Here is a 15,559-nt window from a genome sequence, read left to right as displayed (position 1 = left end):
AAGACGAACGAAGATGTGGTCTTGGGATGCCCGAACAACGGTTCCTGTCAAGAGATTGCTTGACCCGAGGAAGTCGGCAACGAAGGCTGAGTGTGGTTCTCGGTAGACGTTCTCCGGAGTTCCTATCTGCTCAATCTCCCCTGATTCATGACGACAATCCGATCGCTCATCGACAGCGCTTCAGATTGATCGTGCGTCACGAACACCGTGGTGATCCCCAACCGAACCTGCATCTCTCTGAGCCAGACCCGCGCCGAGTCGCGCAACTTGGCATCCAGGTTGGAGAGAGGCTCGTCTAGAAGCAAGACGGTCGGTTCATAAACAATCGCACGAGCAAGTGCCACCCTCTGTTGCTGCCCCCCGACAGCTCATGCGGGTGTCGATCGGCGAACTTCTCCAGTTCAACGAATTGAAGCGCTTCGAGTGTTCGCTTGCGCCGGGCGCCTCGAGGGATCTTCCTCAGCCGTAGCGGGTAGGCCACATTTTGCTCGACCGTCATGTGTGGCCAGATTGCATATGACTGAAAAACTACTCCAAACCCGCGCTGCTGTGGCGGTACAACGATGCCCTTGCGGGTGTCGACGATCGTCTTGTCGCCCACCGTAATCGTTCCTCTGGTCGGGACCAGCAAACCCGCGAGGGCCATTAGTGTCGTGGTCTTCCCGCAGCCCGATGGTCCGAGTAGCGTCAAGAACTCACCCTGCTTAATTGTAAAGGATGAATCCTTGAGCGCAGTCTGGTCACCGTAGTCGACCCCTACGCCGGTAAGTGTGATGTCAGGCATGGGTCCTCGCTCCGAAGAGAAAATAGCCGATAGCAATGACGGTGGCAGTGATGACCATTTGAATCACTCCTAAGGCGGCGACCGGTCCAGCAAAACCAGCTGTCCACTGCTGTAGCATGGTCAGGCCGATTACTTCGGTACCCGACGTCACGAGGAACACGGCCGGATCGTAATCATTAAAAATCGAGACGAACATGATCACAAAACAGCTGGCGATCGCTGGCTTCAGCAAGGGCATGATGATGTTCGTCGAGGTCCGCCCCCAGGACGCGCCAGCGGTGTATGCCGCCCAATCCATTTCCCTACTGATCGCTGTGAGCGATGGCTGTATCGCCGCGTATCCAAGCGCTGAGGCCCTCACCGCAAAGGCGATCATAACTCCCCAGATTGTGGTCCGCAGAGGCTCAAGTCCAGGGATTGACACAAAGGCCCAAAGAACCCCATCCCGATCACAAGGCCTGGCACTGCACGTGGATATACGAGCAATGAAGGCATAGTCCCGCGGACGGGGAAGCGGGACCGGTGGGCTACTAGCGTGGCAACCAGGATGCAAATCGTCCCCAGGATCGAGCCGACGACCGAGATAATGACGCTATTCGTTACGGACCGCGTGGTCACTGGCTGGTCGAAGACCATGCGGAAGTTCGCGAGAGTGAGAACTTCCCAGGGAGGAACGAGCGGGGTGAACACGGAGCTGACCGACCTCACCAGCAGCCCCGCCGTTGGCAGCAGGATGGTTATGAGCAGGTAGACCATGCAAAGCGCAGCGATCGGCCATCCCCATCGACCGAGATTTAGAGTGTTCTGTGCCTTCGCCTTACCGAGCGGGGTGACGAAGCGTTGAGTGGCGCCCTCAGCTCGGCCTCGCAGCAAGAGCAGAATGCTGACGAAGACAAGCAGCATGCTGGCTCCCGCGGAGACCACGCCTTGTTGGTCAGTGGATGTTGTCCAGTTGTAATAGAGATAAGTTGAGATCGTGTCGATGCCCGCTGGTGTTCCGAGGATGACTGGAATTCCCAATGACTCGAAGACCAGCATGCTGATGACAACTGCGGAGAGTAGGGCCGACGGTCGTAGCATGGGAAGAGTTACGTCGCGAAGCACTCGAAGTGGACGAGCACCCGCAGTAAGCGCTGCCGACTCGATTGCCGAATCCAGAGTGGCCAGCCGGCCCCACGTGAGCAGATATACCAACGGGACCGTCTTCTCGAGTGACAAGAACGCCATGCCCGGAATGGAGTAGACATTCCATGGTACGAAGCCGAACAACGAGGTCATAACTGTAGAAGCAAGACCGTTCGGCGAGTACATCGACACCCAGCCAAGCGTCATTCCGAGCCCAGGGAACAGCAGGGGGACGATCATTACTGCGAGCACTCCTCGCCGCAGAGGCATTGATGTCCTGTGAACCAAGACCGCCAAGACGGTTCCGATTAGAACGGCGGGCACGGTGGCGAATACGGCGTACTGAACGGTATTCCAGGTCGCCATCCAAAATGCGGCGTCGTTGAACAGGTCCTTGTAATTTTGTAGCCAGAACGAGATGTCATCCTCGTAGAGCGGCTTATCCGCCAAACTTGCGATGACAACAGGGATCAGCGGACCTATAATGAAGAGCAGCACGCCTATCCAGGTGACCCACTGAGTCAGCGACTCGGAGGAGGTCGCTCGCTGGCGAAACTTCACTCTGCGGGCTCCATCGGACATTGCATATCCCTAGTTGCCGGCGGCGGCGCTTACCTGAGCGGCCAAATCTGCGCGATCGTTGACGAAGTCCTCACTCAACGGTGGGGGCATCACCAAACTCTCTTCACCAAGCTCATCGGTGATGTTGGACAACGCGAACATGTCGCATTCTTCGTCGACATCGGTTCGCACCGCTGTCATGCCGGACTTACAAAGGATGGACTGCCCCTCCGCTGTCAGAAGGAAGTCTTGGAGTAGTGCGGCTGCGTTGGGGTGTGCCGCTTCCTCAAATACCGCGCTCAGTCTAGGCAGCACAACGTTGTGATCCGTCGCGAACGTCCAACCCACGATGTCTGCCATCCCCAAGTCATCAAGAACTCCACGAACGATGCCGCCCTGGAAGTACCCTGCCAAGTACTCGCCCTGAGCGATCTTCTCAGCCATGGTGCCGCCGTCGGTCTCGAACGTCGTGTTAGGCGCCAGCTCTTCCATGAGCGTTGTGCCATTCTCGATCTCGTTCACGAGCGTCCACCAATTCGCGTACCCGAAAGCAATGTCCGTGTTGTAGGTTGTGATCATTCCTTCATGCTGGGCCCCCAGGGCTGCCACATCGGCCAATGAGGTGGGGACCTCGTCACCCGTCAGCAGAGCCTTGTTGTATAGGATGATCGATGGGTCAGCCGCGACCGCATACACTCCAGGATTCGATTTAGCAAAATCGGGAAGGTCACCAGCCTGACTCGACTCGCGCGGCATAATGTCCGATTCGAGGTCTATGAATTGTGGGCCATAGTTGTCGATGATCATGTCCGCTGTGGCTGCGCCGGTACTCGATTCGGATTTATAGCGTTGAACGAGGAGTGGGCCAGCGATGTCGACGGTTTCCACCTCAATCCCTGGATAGAGGCTCTCAAAGACCGGGATTACGTCATCCCAGAACACCTGCGGCGCGCTTCCGTAAACGACTACCCTACCCTCATCTTGCGCCGCGGATATTTGAGCTTCTCCGATGGCGGTAGGCGCCGAAGGGGTGCCGGGTGCTTCCGCGTCATTGCCACCGCACGCTGTAAGCGTCGCGATGAGGAAACGGCCAGCGCTGCTGCGTTTCGACCACTGTGCCTTGTCATGTGGACTCCTGGAGATTGTATGTCGTGCGTTCGGATGGCCCATGGGTCCCACCCACCATGTGGATGGGACCTTCCTGAGAACGTGAGCCTCGCCCCGTCGTTCGCGACGCTGGGGGATATTCCTGCGTATTGCGCGGCTCGCTTATCCAATCGTATGTGAATTCCGTGCCAGCGGTCAGACGTTGTAGAGAAGGTGTTGTAACGCAGTGGAGACCTCCCACTCCTGATTGAAATAGTCTTCAGCCGTCCCGGTGTACAGGGCACCGTCATGCCCCAGGTGCACGTCGATCGCACCGGGCCAGAAGCACGACATCGTGAGTTCCTTGTCGAGGCGGTCGACACCGCGGCAGTAGCGGCACATCAGCTCATGAATTAATTGCTTGTCCAGCAATTTCTCGATGTCGCGTTCCTTCGTCATCGAAGGCTTCCCCTGTCTGCCGCAACTCTGAACGTGCAAGGCGCGGTCCCGGCCGCTCGACGTCGTGGGCCGCGCCGCGAGGCGGCATCAGGCGGGTCCTCCGACGGAGTCGAGGGCCCGGATGCTGGCGCGGGCGGCTGCGCCGGCGTGGCTGTCGGGCAGACGAGCGCCGCCACCAGTTGCGTTGCCTCGCAAAGTGTCGGAGGTGTACGCGAGGGAACGCGACCACGCCGCTGCAACTCGCCGACGACGAGATCGACGAAATCCGGGAGAGTGCGAAGAGGGAGGTTGTCGTAGATGTTGAAGCCGTCCAAGTCACCGTCAGACATCATCTCTTCGAGTTTGTCGGCGACGGTCGACGGCGAGCCAACGATAGTGATCGAGCCCAGTGACGATGCCACCTTCTCGGCGACCTGCCGCGGCGTCCAGACCCGATCGGGATCCGCGATCGTGAAGCGCTCGAGCCACGAGCGGATGCCGTCTGTCTCGATGTACTGGAGGGGTTCATCAAGATCGACTGAGCCGAAGTCGAGCTGCATCAGCGAGGCCTGTCGAGCCAAGGTGCCTTCGACGCTGACGAACCGGAGCTGCTGTTGCAGCTTGACGTGCGCCTCTTCGTCGGTGGGGGCGACCACCACGGATACGCCTGCGATGAACTTGATGTCGTCACTGCGCCGGCCGCGCGCAATAGCTTGCTTCTTAACGCTCTCCACCGAGCGACGAACCGATTTAATGTCCGTGTTCACGAGGAACACCGCCTCGGCGTGCTTCGCCGCGAAGTCCTGCCCTGCCGCAGACGCACCAGCCTGGAAGAGCATCGGGGTGCGCTGGGGCGAGGGTTCGCACATGAACGGATCGGGAACCGAGAAGTACTGACCCTTGTGCCCGATCGCGTGGACCTTCGAAGGGTCGGTGTACACGCCACGCTCTGGGTCGCGGACCACCGCGTCGTCTTCCCAGCTACCTTCCCAGAGCTTGTACGCAACCTCCATGAACTCGTCGGCGATCTCGTAGCGCTTGTCGTGCTCCACTTGCCCCGTCAAGCCGAGATTGCGAGCCGCCGAGGCGGTCGCCGAGGTGACGATGTTCCACCCGATGCGCCCCTTCGTCAGGTGGTCCAACGTGGCCATGCGCCGAGCGAAGCTGTACGGCTGCTCGTAGGTGGTCGAGGCCGTGAAGGCGAAACCCACGTGGCGAGTGGCTGCGGCCATCGCCGATATCGCCATCGCGGGGTCATTGAGAGGCACGGCGATGGCCTCGCGTAGAGCCGCCTCGCTGGAGCCGCGATAGACGTCGTGCAGGCCAGGGAAGTCCGCGATGAAGAGCCCGTCGAACATCCCACGCTCGAGGGTTCGAGCGGTGTCGACCCAGTAGTCCAGGTCGGCATACCGGTGCTCCTGGTTGTACGGGTTGCGCCAGGTGCCGATCGCCGTGTGACCGACGCCGGCGAGCTTGAACCCGTACAGGTGCATCTGCTTCACGCCGGTGCCGTCTGACTGGTGGTTGTTCATGGTTCGTGACGTTAGGTGTGACCGGCGTCGCGTACTATCAACCGGGTGACAGTTCGGCGGAGCGACTCCCAGGGTGTCACCCAGTCTGTGCAACCGCCGTCGCTCAGCCCAGTTGCACTCGCTCGCCGACTGGACTTCTTCGAGCACCTCAGCGAGGCGGCTCGAGCCGACTTCACCGCTGCGGCGGTGACGCGCCAGTTCTCGGCGGGTGAGCTCATCTACCGCCAGGAAGCGCACCACCGAGTGATGTACCGGATCGTTTCCGGGCGCGTCTGGCTCTCCTACACCCGAGCTGACGGTCGCGAGCACCTGTCTTCGCTGCTTGGACCCGGAGAATGTCTTGGCATCAGCACCTTGATCGACGGCGACGGCCTACCGCAGAACGCGACGGCCCGCACCGACGTCAGGGTCCAGGTGCTCGAACAGGCCGTGTGGGTCCAGCTACGACAGAAGCACCGGTCGATCGACGACGCCATGATGCGCTCGATGATCCGAGACACACGGATCTTGATCAGCCAGCTGTCCGAGGCCTCGTTGGCCGAGCTGCCACCCCGGCTCGCGTTGCGACTGCTGGCGCTGGCCAGGCTCGGCAGGAATGGCGACCCTGTTGTCGACCTCACCCAGACCGAGCTCGCGGCGACGCTGGGGGTTTCGCGTCAAACCCTCAACAAGCTGCTGCGGCAGTTTGCTGCCGACGGGATGGTCCGGTTGGCCTACGGCGAAGTGCACCTTGCCGACGTAGAGGCTCTTCACGCTCTCGCCCTGTTGGTCTAGGTATCCTGGCGCGCCAGGCCACTGGGACCTGTTGCCTGGTGGACGGGTGTCCGTCGGCCGGTCCCCACCATTGCCTGGGGAACGGGTCTTTCGTCCTTCGTTCGATCGAGCGCGGAGCGTAAGCGAACGCGTCGGCTGCTGCAGGCGCTAGCGGATCTCGCGGCCAAGCCAACCGCGGCGTTTCCCTGCGCGGGGACGCGGCCGCGAAGCTCACGGCGCCGGCGTCGAACCCGGCGGGAGCAGCGTTCGACCTCCGACAGGACGGGCGGCGCAGCGGAACCTGCCCAGGTCGAATTTCAGTCGTCGACGCGGAAGCCAATCTTCAGCTTCACCTGGTAGTGGGCGACCTCCCCTCGACGACGTGTCCTCGCATCTCAGTGGTCTCGAACCACTCGATGTGGCGCACCGTCTCTGCGGCCTTCCGGATGGCGGTACGAACCGCGTCATCGATTCCGGTCGTGCTACTTCCGACGATTTCGCTCAGCCTGTACACGTGGTTGCTCATGCGTAGCTCCTCATCCAGTTGCGTGGTGCTCGTTCTCGCGGGGCAGTGGTTAACCAGGGGCTCGAGCGGCCGATAGCGCTCGTCCCCCGCCGTGAGCCCACTCCGACCTAGGTGTCGCAGGGTGTCACGCGTCTACTTCTGCCTCGCCCGGGTGTCGTCGGGCCAGCTCCAGGTCGGGACGGGCACCACGCCCGACGTGCCACTGGGTCGCCGCGCCGCCCCATCCACCCTGCTCGGCCCCAACGCCTCGAGCAGGTGATGACCGAGTCGCTCCCGCTTGGTGGCCAGATAGCCGACGTTGTCCGGATGGACACCCACGACCAGCGGGAGTCGTTCGGATACGTCGATGCCATGTCGGCACAGCGCCGCCACCTTCGCGGGATTGTTGGTGAGCAGTCGAACAGTCCGGACCCCGAGGTCGGTCAGAATATCGGCGGCCGCCCGGTACTCTCGGGCGTCGATCGGCAGTCCGAGTTCCACGTTGGCGTCCACAGTGTCGAGTCCCTGGTCCTGAAGGGCGTAGGTCTGCAGCTTGGCCAGGAGTCCGATCCCCGGCCCTCGTGGCCTCGCAGGTAGACCACCACGCCACGTCCAGCGGTGGCGACCTGTTCGATCGACGCATCCAACTGAGGCCCGCAATCGCAGCGGCTTGACCCCAGCACCTCACCGGTCAGGCACTCCGAGTGGATCCTGACCAGGACGTCCTCCCCGTCGGGAAGACGCCCGTTCTCGTCCAAACCGGCGACCAGCGCGAGGTGTCCTTCCCCGTGCACCTGATCTCCGTAGCCAATCGCTGTGAGCACGCCGTGGCGAGTGGGCATACGGGTGGCGACGACACGACGAACAGACGTTTCGGTCCGACGACGGTACTCCCGGAGATCCTCGATCGAGAGCATCGCAAGACGGTGTTCCTCGGCAAACGCCCGACAGCTGGCGGCCCGCCGCATGGTGCCGTCGTCCTCCACCATCTCGGCGATCACGCCGACAGGTTCGCGGCCTGCGAGTCGGGCCAGGTCCACGGCTGCCTCGGTATGCCCAGCTCGAACGAGGACGCCCCCTTCCGCGCACGCAGCGGCAGGAGGTGCCCGGGCCGGACCAAATCAGCAGCCTCGGTGCGAGGATCGGCGAGAATCCGCGCCGTGCGTGCACGGTCGCGCGCCGAGATGCCGGTCGTGACCCCAGACCGCGCATCCACGCTGACCGCGAATGCCGTCTGCATCCGGTCCTCGTTCTGCTGCACCATCGGCGGGATCCCCAGCCGGTCGAGCGCCGCGCCGGCCATCGCCACACATACCAGCCCCGAGGAATGGCGCACGATGAAGGCCATCCACTCGGGCGAGACGGCGTCGGCCGCAATGATTAGGTCCCCCTCGTTCTCCCGATCCGCGTCATCCATGACGATGACTGGCCGCCCCGCCGCGATCTCTGCGATCGCTCTCTGAACCGGGTCGAACGGCATTATCGTGGAGACTGGTTCGAGCGCAGGCGACCCTGACTCGACGAGCATGGATGCCCGATCCCGGTCGGGCGCGAGACCCAAGCTTGGTAGACGGCCGCCCCGGATGCGCACCAGCGCCACGGGGTGCGTACTGCCTCCCATCCGGACTCTTACCGTCGGTCCTGGAGTTCCACCAGATCAGTCGGCCGATTTCTCAGCCGGGTCGCGGACTGTCACCGCCGGTAGGGAATTTCACCCATCCCTGGAGCACGCGCTACGTGTCTGTAGCCCGCAAAGTATAACATGGTCTTGCAGGGGCGAGTGCGAGTTGCTGACGGCACTGCGTTGACTCTCGCCCGGCGGCCGACGTCAAACCCGCCAGCGACGCCCTCAGTAGAGGGCTTCGCCGCAACGCTCACCTGCGGAACCCGAGTTGGACGCGGACCGGATGTCCGCGATGATTCGGAGCTCGTCATGCGCCCCACTGGCCCACGCAGCCATGCAGCCGATCGCATCGGCCCCGAGGGAAGCCGAGACCGTCCGGCCCGACCGTCGCCGCTCCCGGAGTGCCCTTCGACATGCTGGGACCGCGTGCCGGCCGACAACAGTGCGGTCAAGGGCTTCCTCCGGATGCCCGGGCGATCTGCGTCGCAGTGGCCGCGATAGTGCGTCCCCGGCGACCATGTCGACCAACTCTGCGATTGAGCGACGCACCCCTCGCGGGCCAATCGGTAGCCTCCCGCCGCGTCCGCCGATCAGTGGGCGCCGACGTCGATCGCGATGAGGGCATCACGGCCCGGGTCGCGGCCGGTCCTGCAGCCCGGTGGCAGTTCGCCTTCATCGACCAGCAGGGAGGCAGCCCCGGTCCGTGCACCTCGGAGGCCGCGCTCCGCACCTGGGCTACGCGGTGGATGGCCCCTGGCGTGATCCGAGCGCTGCTGAGAACGACGAGGAAGTCCTGGACGTGCATGCCTTGACGGGCGTGCAGGCCGCCGGGGCGTCTCGGTCACGCAGGGATGCGTCGATCTCGGTATCGACGCATGCCAGCGCCCTCTCCACGCCGAGGCCGGCGAACACCTCCCGGTTCTCGCCGCGAGTTCGTGAGCTTCCGCGCTGCCGGCCGTGGCCCCGGACGGAACGGACGCGCGGCGAGCGTTTCATATGCAAGCCGAACGTCGACCTCAATGTGGGTCGGCCCGCGAGTCGAGGATCTGGCTCCCGGTGACGTCGGTGATCGTGCTCAAGACCGGGCTCCCTGGGTCGACCCGGCGTGCCCCGTGGGCTCATTGCAGGGGCAGCGTGGCGGATCTCCGCGAAACACGCGGACCACCTCCTCGGCAGCACTGCGCCGAAGCTCGATCAGGGAAACGTCGGACGAGAAGGCGATGTGGGGGTCAGGATCGCCCCGGGTGGGCTCGCAGCGCCTCGGGAACCTCAGGCTCGGACTCCAGCACGTCCAGCGCGGCGCCGGACAGGTGCCCGTCAGCCAGGGCTGTGGCCACCGCGTCGCTGTCCACGAGGCCGCCGCGGCTCACGTTCACGAGCAGTCCGCCTGCCGGCATCCGCGCGATCTCGCGGGCGCCGATCAGGTGGTGCGTGGCCGGTACGAGCGGAGCGTGCAGAACGACAACGTCGCTGTCGGTAAGGAGCCGGTCGAGGTCGACCACCTCGACACCGGGCAGTTCGCGAGTCACACCGGGATCGGACCCGAGCACTCGCGCACCGAAGGCGCCGAGCTTGGCGGCGGTCGCCCGACCGATCCGCCCGAGGCCCACAACGCCGCAGGTCAGCGACGCCAGCCGGCGCAAGCGGGCCGCTGCGGGGTCCCACGTCCCTTCGTGCACCTGCCGGTTGGCGGGGATCAGCCCGCGCGTCCAGGCGAGCACCATGGCCAGCGCGTGGTCGGACACCTCGTCGATGCAGTAGTCGGGCACGTTGGTCACCCAGACCCCGCGGGCGGCCGCCGACGCGACGTCGATGTTGTCCAGGCCGACGCCCATCCGTGCCACGTGTCGGACCGGCGCGGCGGCGATGGCGGCGCCGGTCACCTGCGCCCAGTTGGTCAGCACGGCCACCGGCTGGTGCTTGCGCACGAGGCGTTCGATCTGCTCAGCGGGCGCAGGGACGGCCGGTCCGCTCACCAGACGCAGGCCGGCGGCCTCCAGGACAGCGCGCTCGACGCTGTCGTCCGGCCAGGCGCGGTCGGTGAGCAAGACGGTCGGGGTGTCCACGGACGTCATGAAGTTCCTTAGATTGTTGGTCCCGAGTTGGTGGATTCCGATCTCAGGGCGTTCTGATGGAGAAGTCGCTTCTCGGGCGACGCTGGATCTTGTCCTCCGTTGGCCCAGCCCCAGCGCCTAGGAGCATCTACTCAGAGCGGCGGGGATCAATGCTCGCGTCGTGCACAGCACCACGAACCTCGACGTGGTGCGCTTTCTGGTCGCTCGGGGCCTATGGTATTCACACGTGCTCCACCGGTGGCCGATGGATATCAGCCTCGAAGGTCTGCCACTGACGAACGTGCCACTCGTCAGCAACGCTCCGGACTTGACGTCGTCGTGGCCGCGCCGCAATAGGATCAGCGCAGCCGTCGTGCCCGAGGGATCTCCCTCATGAAGACGGCCGTGCAGCAGCTCCCAGGCAGCCGAGACGACGAGACACCCGTGCCCCCAGAACGGCCGGCGTCCATGAGCTCGAGAAGCGGCTTCCCCGCTACGGCTGAGTCCGCCGACTGCCGATGCTGCGTTACGGAGGTCGAACGTGCTGATGTCCCGTTCGGCGTCGCTGCTGGACGTCGGCCGTTTGGCACGACCGAGCCAGGTCGGAGGCGGGACTTCGCGTGATGCCAGTACGGGTAGATCAGCGCCGGTGCCGACACCCGATCCAGACGCGTGCGCTCGTCCTCGGTCAGGTGCAATTCCGCGGCGGCGAGATTGTCAGCGAGTTGCTGCTCGGTTCGTGCACCGACGATCAGCGAGGAGACTCCCGGTCGGCCGAGCAGCCAGGCCAGCGATACCTGCGCTGCCGACAACCCGCGGGCATCGCCGATGGCGACGAGCTCGTCCACGATGTCGTAGAGGGCGCCCTCATCGCGCACAGGCGACTCGTCCCAGCCGGTGAGCTGCCGTGAGCGCTCCGGCGGCTGCTGACCGCGCCGGTACTTCCCGGTGAGCAGCCCAGCGGCAATTGGGCTCCACACGACACGCCGACCCCGGCGTCTTCGGCGATCGGCAGCAACTCCTACTCGGCTTCCCGAGCTTGCAGCGTGTAGTGGATCTGCTGGGCGATGAACCGCTGGTAGCCGTGCCGCTCGGAGACGCCGAGTGCTTTCGACAGCTGCCAGCCGGCGTGGTTAGAGCTGCCGATGTAGCGCACGGGGCGACCGCGAGCACGGTCGCCCTCTTCGAGGAACCGGAGAACCGTGGCGCGCCCGTTCCCGATCGTCTCGCCCAGGGTCTGGCCCACGCCGATGATGACCGCGACCTTGTCTAAAGCCTACCTGCCACGTGCGTCCTCTCGGAAGTCGACTGTTACCGCCCCTGGTAGTCGGGCTTGCGCTTCTCCAGGAAGGCGCGCATGCCTTCCTTCTGGTCATGCGAGTCGAACAAGATCTGGAATGTCTTGCGCTCGAGCAGCAGGGCGGTGTCGAGCGGCGCGTCGGCACCTGCGCGCACCACCTCCTTGATAGCTGCCACCGCGAGTTGCGGCATGGTGGCCACCGACTGAGCGATCTCGAGTGCCCGATCGAGCGCTGCGCCCTCGTCGGTCACTTCTGACACGAAGCCCATGACGTGAGCCTCGGGCGCGAGAACTGGCTGCCCCGTGAGAAGCAGGTGCATGGCCCGGTACCGCCCGACGGCGCGCAGCAGACGCTGCGTTCCACCCGCTCCGGGGATGACGCCGAGCAGGACCTCGGGCTGGCCGAATCGCGCTGTTCGCGACGCCACGATGACGTCGCAGCAGAGCGCCAGCTCGCAGCCGCCGCCGAGCGCATAACCCTCGACAGCAGCGATCAAAGGAATTGTAGTTTGGCGCAGGACCGTGAACATCCGATCCGTCACACGAAGGCTGTGCTCCACTGGCGTCAGGGACACCATCTCCGCAACGTCGGTGCCAGCGACGAACGCCCCGTTGGCACCGGTGACAACGACGACGCGCACGCCCGGGCGCCGGTCGAGCGCCTCGATGATGTCGGCAACCGTGTTCTTCACCGCGATGTTGAGCGCATTCCGACGCTCCGGACGATCGATCGTCACCTGCAGGACACCGGTCGCAGGCTCGGTGACGCGCACGGACTCGGTGCTCAAGTCGCTGAGGATGGCGGGGTCGGCGGGGTCGACGGAACGGACAGCGGTCACGGGGACTGCTCCTTGCGCCCCAGGACGACCAGTGCGTCAACGGCGACGACTCCCCGCCCTTCCGGCAGAACCAGGAGCGGGTTGAGCTCCGCCTCGGCGATGGACTCCGCCGGATCGGCGGCCAGCTGCGAGAGGTTCACGACCGCTTGTGCGAGTGCCTTGCAGTCGCCGAGTGGAAGTCCCCGGTAGCCGCGAACCACCGCGAGGCCGGTGACCTCCTCGATCATGGAGCGGGCGTCCTCGATACCCACCGGCGCCATGCGGACCGTGAAGTCCTTGTACAGCTCCGCCAGCACCCCACCGACACCGAGCACGACAACAGGGCCGACCTCCGGGTCACGCCGGAACCCCAGGATCACCTCGGCGAGTCCCTTCTCCATTCTCTGGACGAGCACGCCATCGACGACCGCGTCCGGCAGCCGTTCGGCAACGTTCGCAAGAATTCCGTCCACGGCCTCGGCGAGCTCGTCCGCCGACTGGATCCCCACCACCACACCTCCGGCCTCGGTCTTGTGCAGCACGTCTCGCGACAGGATCTTGGCGACCACTGGGTAGTCCCTGACGGACGCAAACGAGGTGGACGCCGCGTCAGGCGGAAGGACGACGGACGGAGCGGCGGGGATACCCAACGCGCCGAGGATCGATGATGACTCGCTCTCGTTTGGGCGGTCGCCGTGCACGGCGGACAGCGCCTCCGTCAGAGCCGTCACCCGGTCGACGTCGGCGGGCGGCACCTCGACAGGCACCGACCACTCGGACCACGCCCGAATCGCGTCGGCGCAGGACTCCGGCGTCCGAAAGCCTGCTACTCCTCCCTCCGCCAGGCGCGCCAGGGCCACGGCCGCGTGGGGTGCGAGGAACGCGGCCAGAGGCTTGCCCGCGGACACCGCACGGATCATCGGCTCGACCGAGATCTCCGGCTGAAACTGCGCCGAGCTACCTGCGATGGCCAGCACGAGGTCGCAGTGGTCCGATCGAACGAGTTCATCGAGAACCGCCCCGTACACGTCGGCGCGTGTGCCGGCATGTGTGAGGTCAGTGAGCGGCCCCCGCGGGATGTCGATCCCCGCTCGGCCAGCGTCTCAACGACCGCATCGCTAGGAGGCACGACGTCGACACCGAACGACCCGAGACGGTCCACGACGGTGGCCGCACCACCACCGGTAGTAGACATGACTGCCACCCGGTGCCGGGCGGTCGGGTGGTGGCCGGTCAGCATTGCTGGAAGCTCGAACATCGTCTCGAGGTTCTCGATACGCAGGATGCCGTTCGCCCGGAAGAACGCATCGGACACCTCGGCGGTACCGGCCATCGCGCCGGTGTGTGACGCCGCGAGGCTCCGGCCGACGTCGGAGCGACCGAGCTTGTACGCGATGACCGGCTTGCCGGCGGCCACCGCACGCCTCGCGGCAGTGGCCAGCCGCGGAGCGTTCCGGATGGTCTCGAGGAACAGAAGGATGGCACCGGTCTGCTCGTCGTCGACCAGCCAATCGGTGATCTCGGCGACCGTGAGGTCGCTTTCGTTGCCGATCGAGACGACCTTGGAGAAGCCCACTCCACGCCCGACTCCGCGGGAGAGCAGGCCTCCGGTCATGCTGCCCGACTGAGAGATGACGGCCAGCGGTCCGGGCTTGACATCCATCTGCTCGATCGCCGCGTTGACCGAGAGGGCGCACGACGGCTGGGTGTTCAGGATGCCGCTGCAGTTGGGGCCGAGAAGGCGCACGCCGCCTGCCTTGGCGCGGGCTACGAGCTCCTCCTGACGGAGTCGGCCCTCGGGTCCCGCCTCCGCGAACCCGTCGGCATAGATCGTCGCGATCGGGATCCGGGAATCGATGCACTGGTCCACCGCGTCGGGCACAGCAGCTGCCGGCACCATCAGGAAGGCGTGGTCAATATCGCCCGGCGCTTCAGCCAACGATGGGTAGGCACGGTCCCCGAACACGTCGTCGTACCGCGGGTTGATCGGCACAATCGTCCCTGTGTAGCCGTGCCGACGGAGCGCACGCTGGGGCCGGGACGTGTGCTTGCGCGCATCCCCGGAGGCCCCGACGAGGGCGATGGTCCGAGGCGAGAAGATCGCGTCGAAGACCCGACGATCCTGCTCGTTCACTGGCTCACGCTCGTGGCCGCGCGCTGCGGGAAGCGACGCTCAAACACCGACTCCGCGATGCGGTTGAGCAGCATCTCGATCGTGCCGCCCGCGATCATCCAGCCGCGGGTCCGCCGCAGGCAGTACTCGACGAGCAACTCGTCGCTGTACCCCATCCCGCCCAGGACCTGGAGTGACTCGTTCGCGATGTCGAAACCCGCCCGGTTGCACGCGACCTTGGCGATCGCGGTCTGCTCCGCAGACGGAAAGCCGCCCTCGGCACCGACGGCGGCCCGGTAGAGGAGCAGCTGAGCGGCGTCGAGCTTGATCTTCATGTCGGCGAACTTCCATTGCAGACCCTGGAACTCGGCCAGCGGGCGTCCGAACTGATGCCGGGTCAGCGCGTGCTCACGCGCCAGTTCGTACGAGTAGCGACCGAGCGCCAGCGCACGAGCGCTGTTGCCGATCCGCTCGACGTTGAAGCCGCTCATCTGACGTTTGAAGCCGCCGGGGCCCAGGAGCACGTTCTCCGCCGGCACGTAGACGTTGTCGAAGAACAGCGGGTTCCAGTCCTCCCCACCGAGGAACTTCGCCGCCGCTCCGAACGACAGGCCCTCGGCGCCTCGTTCGATGAGCACCGACCCGATCCCGTCGACGCCAGGACCGAACCGGACGTACACCAGGAACACGGATGCATGCAGGCCGTGGGTAGTGAAGATCTTGCTCCCGGTGATCCGGAATCCGTCGCCGTCCGGCGTGGCCGTCGTCGTGAGTTCCGTGACCGCCGAACCGGCATCCGGCTCGGTCATCGCGACGCAGATCAGTCCCGTGCCGTCGAGTAAGGGGGCCAGGTAGCGCTCCTTCTG

At 64.9% G+C, this 15,559-nt stretch carries 14 protein-coding genes, 2 pseudogenes and 1 riboswitch; of the genes and pseudogenes, 1 reads left to right on the top strand and 15 read right to left on the bottom strand.

What is annotated here, in order from left to right:
* Nucleotides 1–122: 122 nt before the first annotated feature.
* The 6 genes and pseudogenes from U6N30_RS33535 to U6N30_RS07335 form a co-directional block, all read right to left on the bottom strand.
* A pseudogene (locus U6N30_RS33535) lies at nt 123–784 on the bottom strand (ABC transporter ATP-binding protein).
* On the bottom strand, nt 777–1,160 hold the full coding sequence (locus U6N30_RS07355; RefSeq protein ID WP_324276754.1) for an ABC transporter permease subunit: 384 nt from the start codon (nt 1,158–1,160) through the stop codon (nt 777–779). Before U6N30_RS07355 ends, U6N30_RS33535 begins: the two are co-directional and overlap by 8 nt.
* Nucleotides 1,157–2,407 (bottom strand): ABC transporter permease, encoded by a 1,251-nt coding sequence (locus U6N30_RS07350; RefSeq protein ID WP_324276753.1) that lies wholly within the window; start codon nt 2,405–2,407, stop codon nt 1,157–1,159. Before U6N30_RS07350 ends, U6N30_RS07355 begins: the two co-directional genes overlap by 4 nt.
* Nucleotides 2,408–2,500: 93 nt before the next feature.
* Nucleotides 2,501–3,412: an ABC transporter substrate-binding protein gene (locus tag U6N30_RS07345; RefSeq protein ID WP_324276752.1), complete on the bottom strand. Its 912-nt coding sequence runs from the start codon at nt 3,410–3,412 to the stop codon at nt 2,501–2,503.
* 360 nt (nt 3,413–3,772) lie between these two features.
* Nucleotides 3,773–4,015 (bottom strand): nuclear transport factor 2 family protein, encoded by a 243-nt coding sequence (locus U6N30_RS07340; protein ID WP_324276751.1) that lies wholly within the window; start codon nt 4,013–4,015, stop codon nt 3,773–3,775.
* Nucleotides 4,012–5,526, bottom strand: a complete 1,515-nt coding sequence (locus tag U6N30_RS07335) for an LLM class flavin-dependent oxidoreductase (protein ID WP_324276750.1) — start codon at nt 5,524–5,526, stop codon at nt 4,012–4,014. The genes U6N30_RS07340 and U6N30_RS07335 overlap by 4 nt, the downstream gene beginning before the upstream one ends.
* 186 nt (nt 5,527–5,712) lie before the next feature.
* Here U6N30_RS07335 and U6N30_RS07330 point away from each other — a divergent pair, with 186 nt between their 5' ends.
* A complete protein-coding gene (locus tag U6N30_RS07330) occupies nt 5,713–6,300 on the top strand; it encodes a Crp/Fnr family transcriptional regulator (RefSeq protein ID WP_324276749.1) in 588 nt (195 codons plus the stop codon).
* A 328-nt stretch (nt 6,301–6,628) separates the two neighbouring features.
* Here U6N30_RS07330 and U6N30_RS07325 read toward each other — a convergent pair whose 3' ends face one another.
* The 9 genes and pseudogenes from U6N30_RS07325 to U6N30_RS07285 all read right to left on the bottom strand — a co-directional run bounded on the left by U6N30_RS07325 (nt 6,629) and on the right by U6N30_RS07285 (nt 15,502).
* A complete protein-coding gene (locus U6N30_RS07325; protein WP_324276748.1) occupies nt 6,629–6,805 on the bottom strand; it encodes a dodecin in 177 nt (58 codons plus the stop codon).
* Between the two features lie 132 nt (nt 6,806–6,937).
* A pseudogene (locus U6N30_RS07320) lies at nt 6,938–8,201 on the bottom strand (bifunctional 3,4-dihydroxy-2-butanone-4-phosphate synthase/GTP cyclohydrolase II).
* 187 nt (nt 8,202–8,388) lie between these two features.
* Nucleotides 8,389–8,517, bottom strand: a riboswitch (FMN riboswitch).
* Between the two features lie 1,120 nt (nt 8,518–9,637).
* Entirely contained in the window at nt 9,638–10,483 is an 846-nt protein-coding gene (locus U6N30_RS07315) for a C-terminal binding protein (RefSeq protein WP_324276747.1), read from the bottom strand.
* Between the two features lie 338 nt (nt 10,484–10,821).
* Complete coding sequence (locus tag U6N30_RS07310; protein ID WP_324276746.1) at nt 10,822–11,442, bottom strand: aldo/keto reductase; 621 nt, start codon at nt 11,440–11,442, stop codon at nt 10,822–10,824.
* A gap of 41 nt (nt 11,443–11,483) precedes the next feature.
* On the bottom strand, nt 11,484–11,708 hold the full coding sequence (locus U6N30_RS07305) for a hypothetical protein (RefSeq protein WP_324276745.1): 225 nt from the start codon (nt 11,706–11,708) through the stop codon (nt 11,484–11,486).
* 65 nt (nt 11,709–11,773) lie between these two features.
* Nucleotides 11,774–12,601: an enoyl-CoA hydratase-related protein gene (locus U6N30_RS07300; protein ID WP_324276744.1), complete on the bottom strand. Its 828-nt coding sequence runs from the start codon at nt 12,599–12,601 to the stop codon at nt 11,774–11,776.
* Nucleotides 12,598–13,557, bottom strand: coding sequence for an acetate--CoA ligase family protein (locus U6N30_RS07295; protein ID WP_324276743.1), 960 nt, complete (start codon nt 13,555–13,557; stop codon nt 12,598–12,600). Before U6N30_RS07295 ends, U6N30_RS07300 begins: the two co-directional genes overlap by 4 nt.
* Nucleotides 13,497–14,714, bottom strand: a complete 1,218-nt coding sequence (locus U6N30_RS07290) for a CoA-binding protein (RefSeq protein ID WP_324276742.1) — start codon at nt 14,712–14,714, stop codon at nt 13,497–13,499. Before U6N30_RS07290 ends, U6N30_RS07295 begins: the two co-directional genes overlap by 61 nt.
* The gene (locus U6N30_RS07285; RefSeq protein WP_324278198.1) at nt 14,711–15,502 is read right to left on the bottom strand and encodes an acyl-CoA dehydrogenase family protein; all 792 of its coding nucleotides are present in this window, start codon (nt 15,500–15,502) and stop codon (nt 14,711–14,713) included. Before U6N30_RS07285 ends, U6N30_RS07290 begins: the two co-directional genes overlap by 4 nt.
* Nucleotides 15,503–15,559 lie beyond the last annotated feature (57 nt).

Source organism: Blastococcus brunescens, from assembly GCF_035320885.1.
Lineage (GTDB): Bacteria > Actinomycetota > Actinomycetes > Mycobacteriales > Geodermatophilaceae > Blastococcus_B > Blastococcus_B brunescens.
This window is presented reverse-complemented; position numbering and strand designations above follow the sequence as displayed.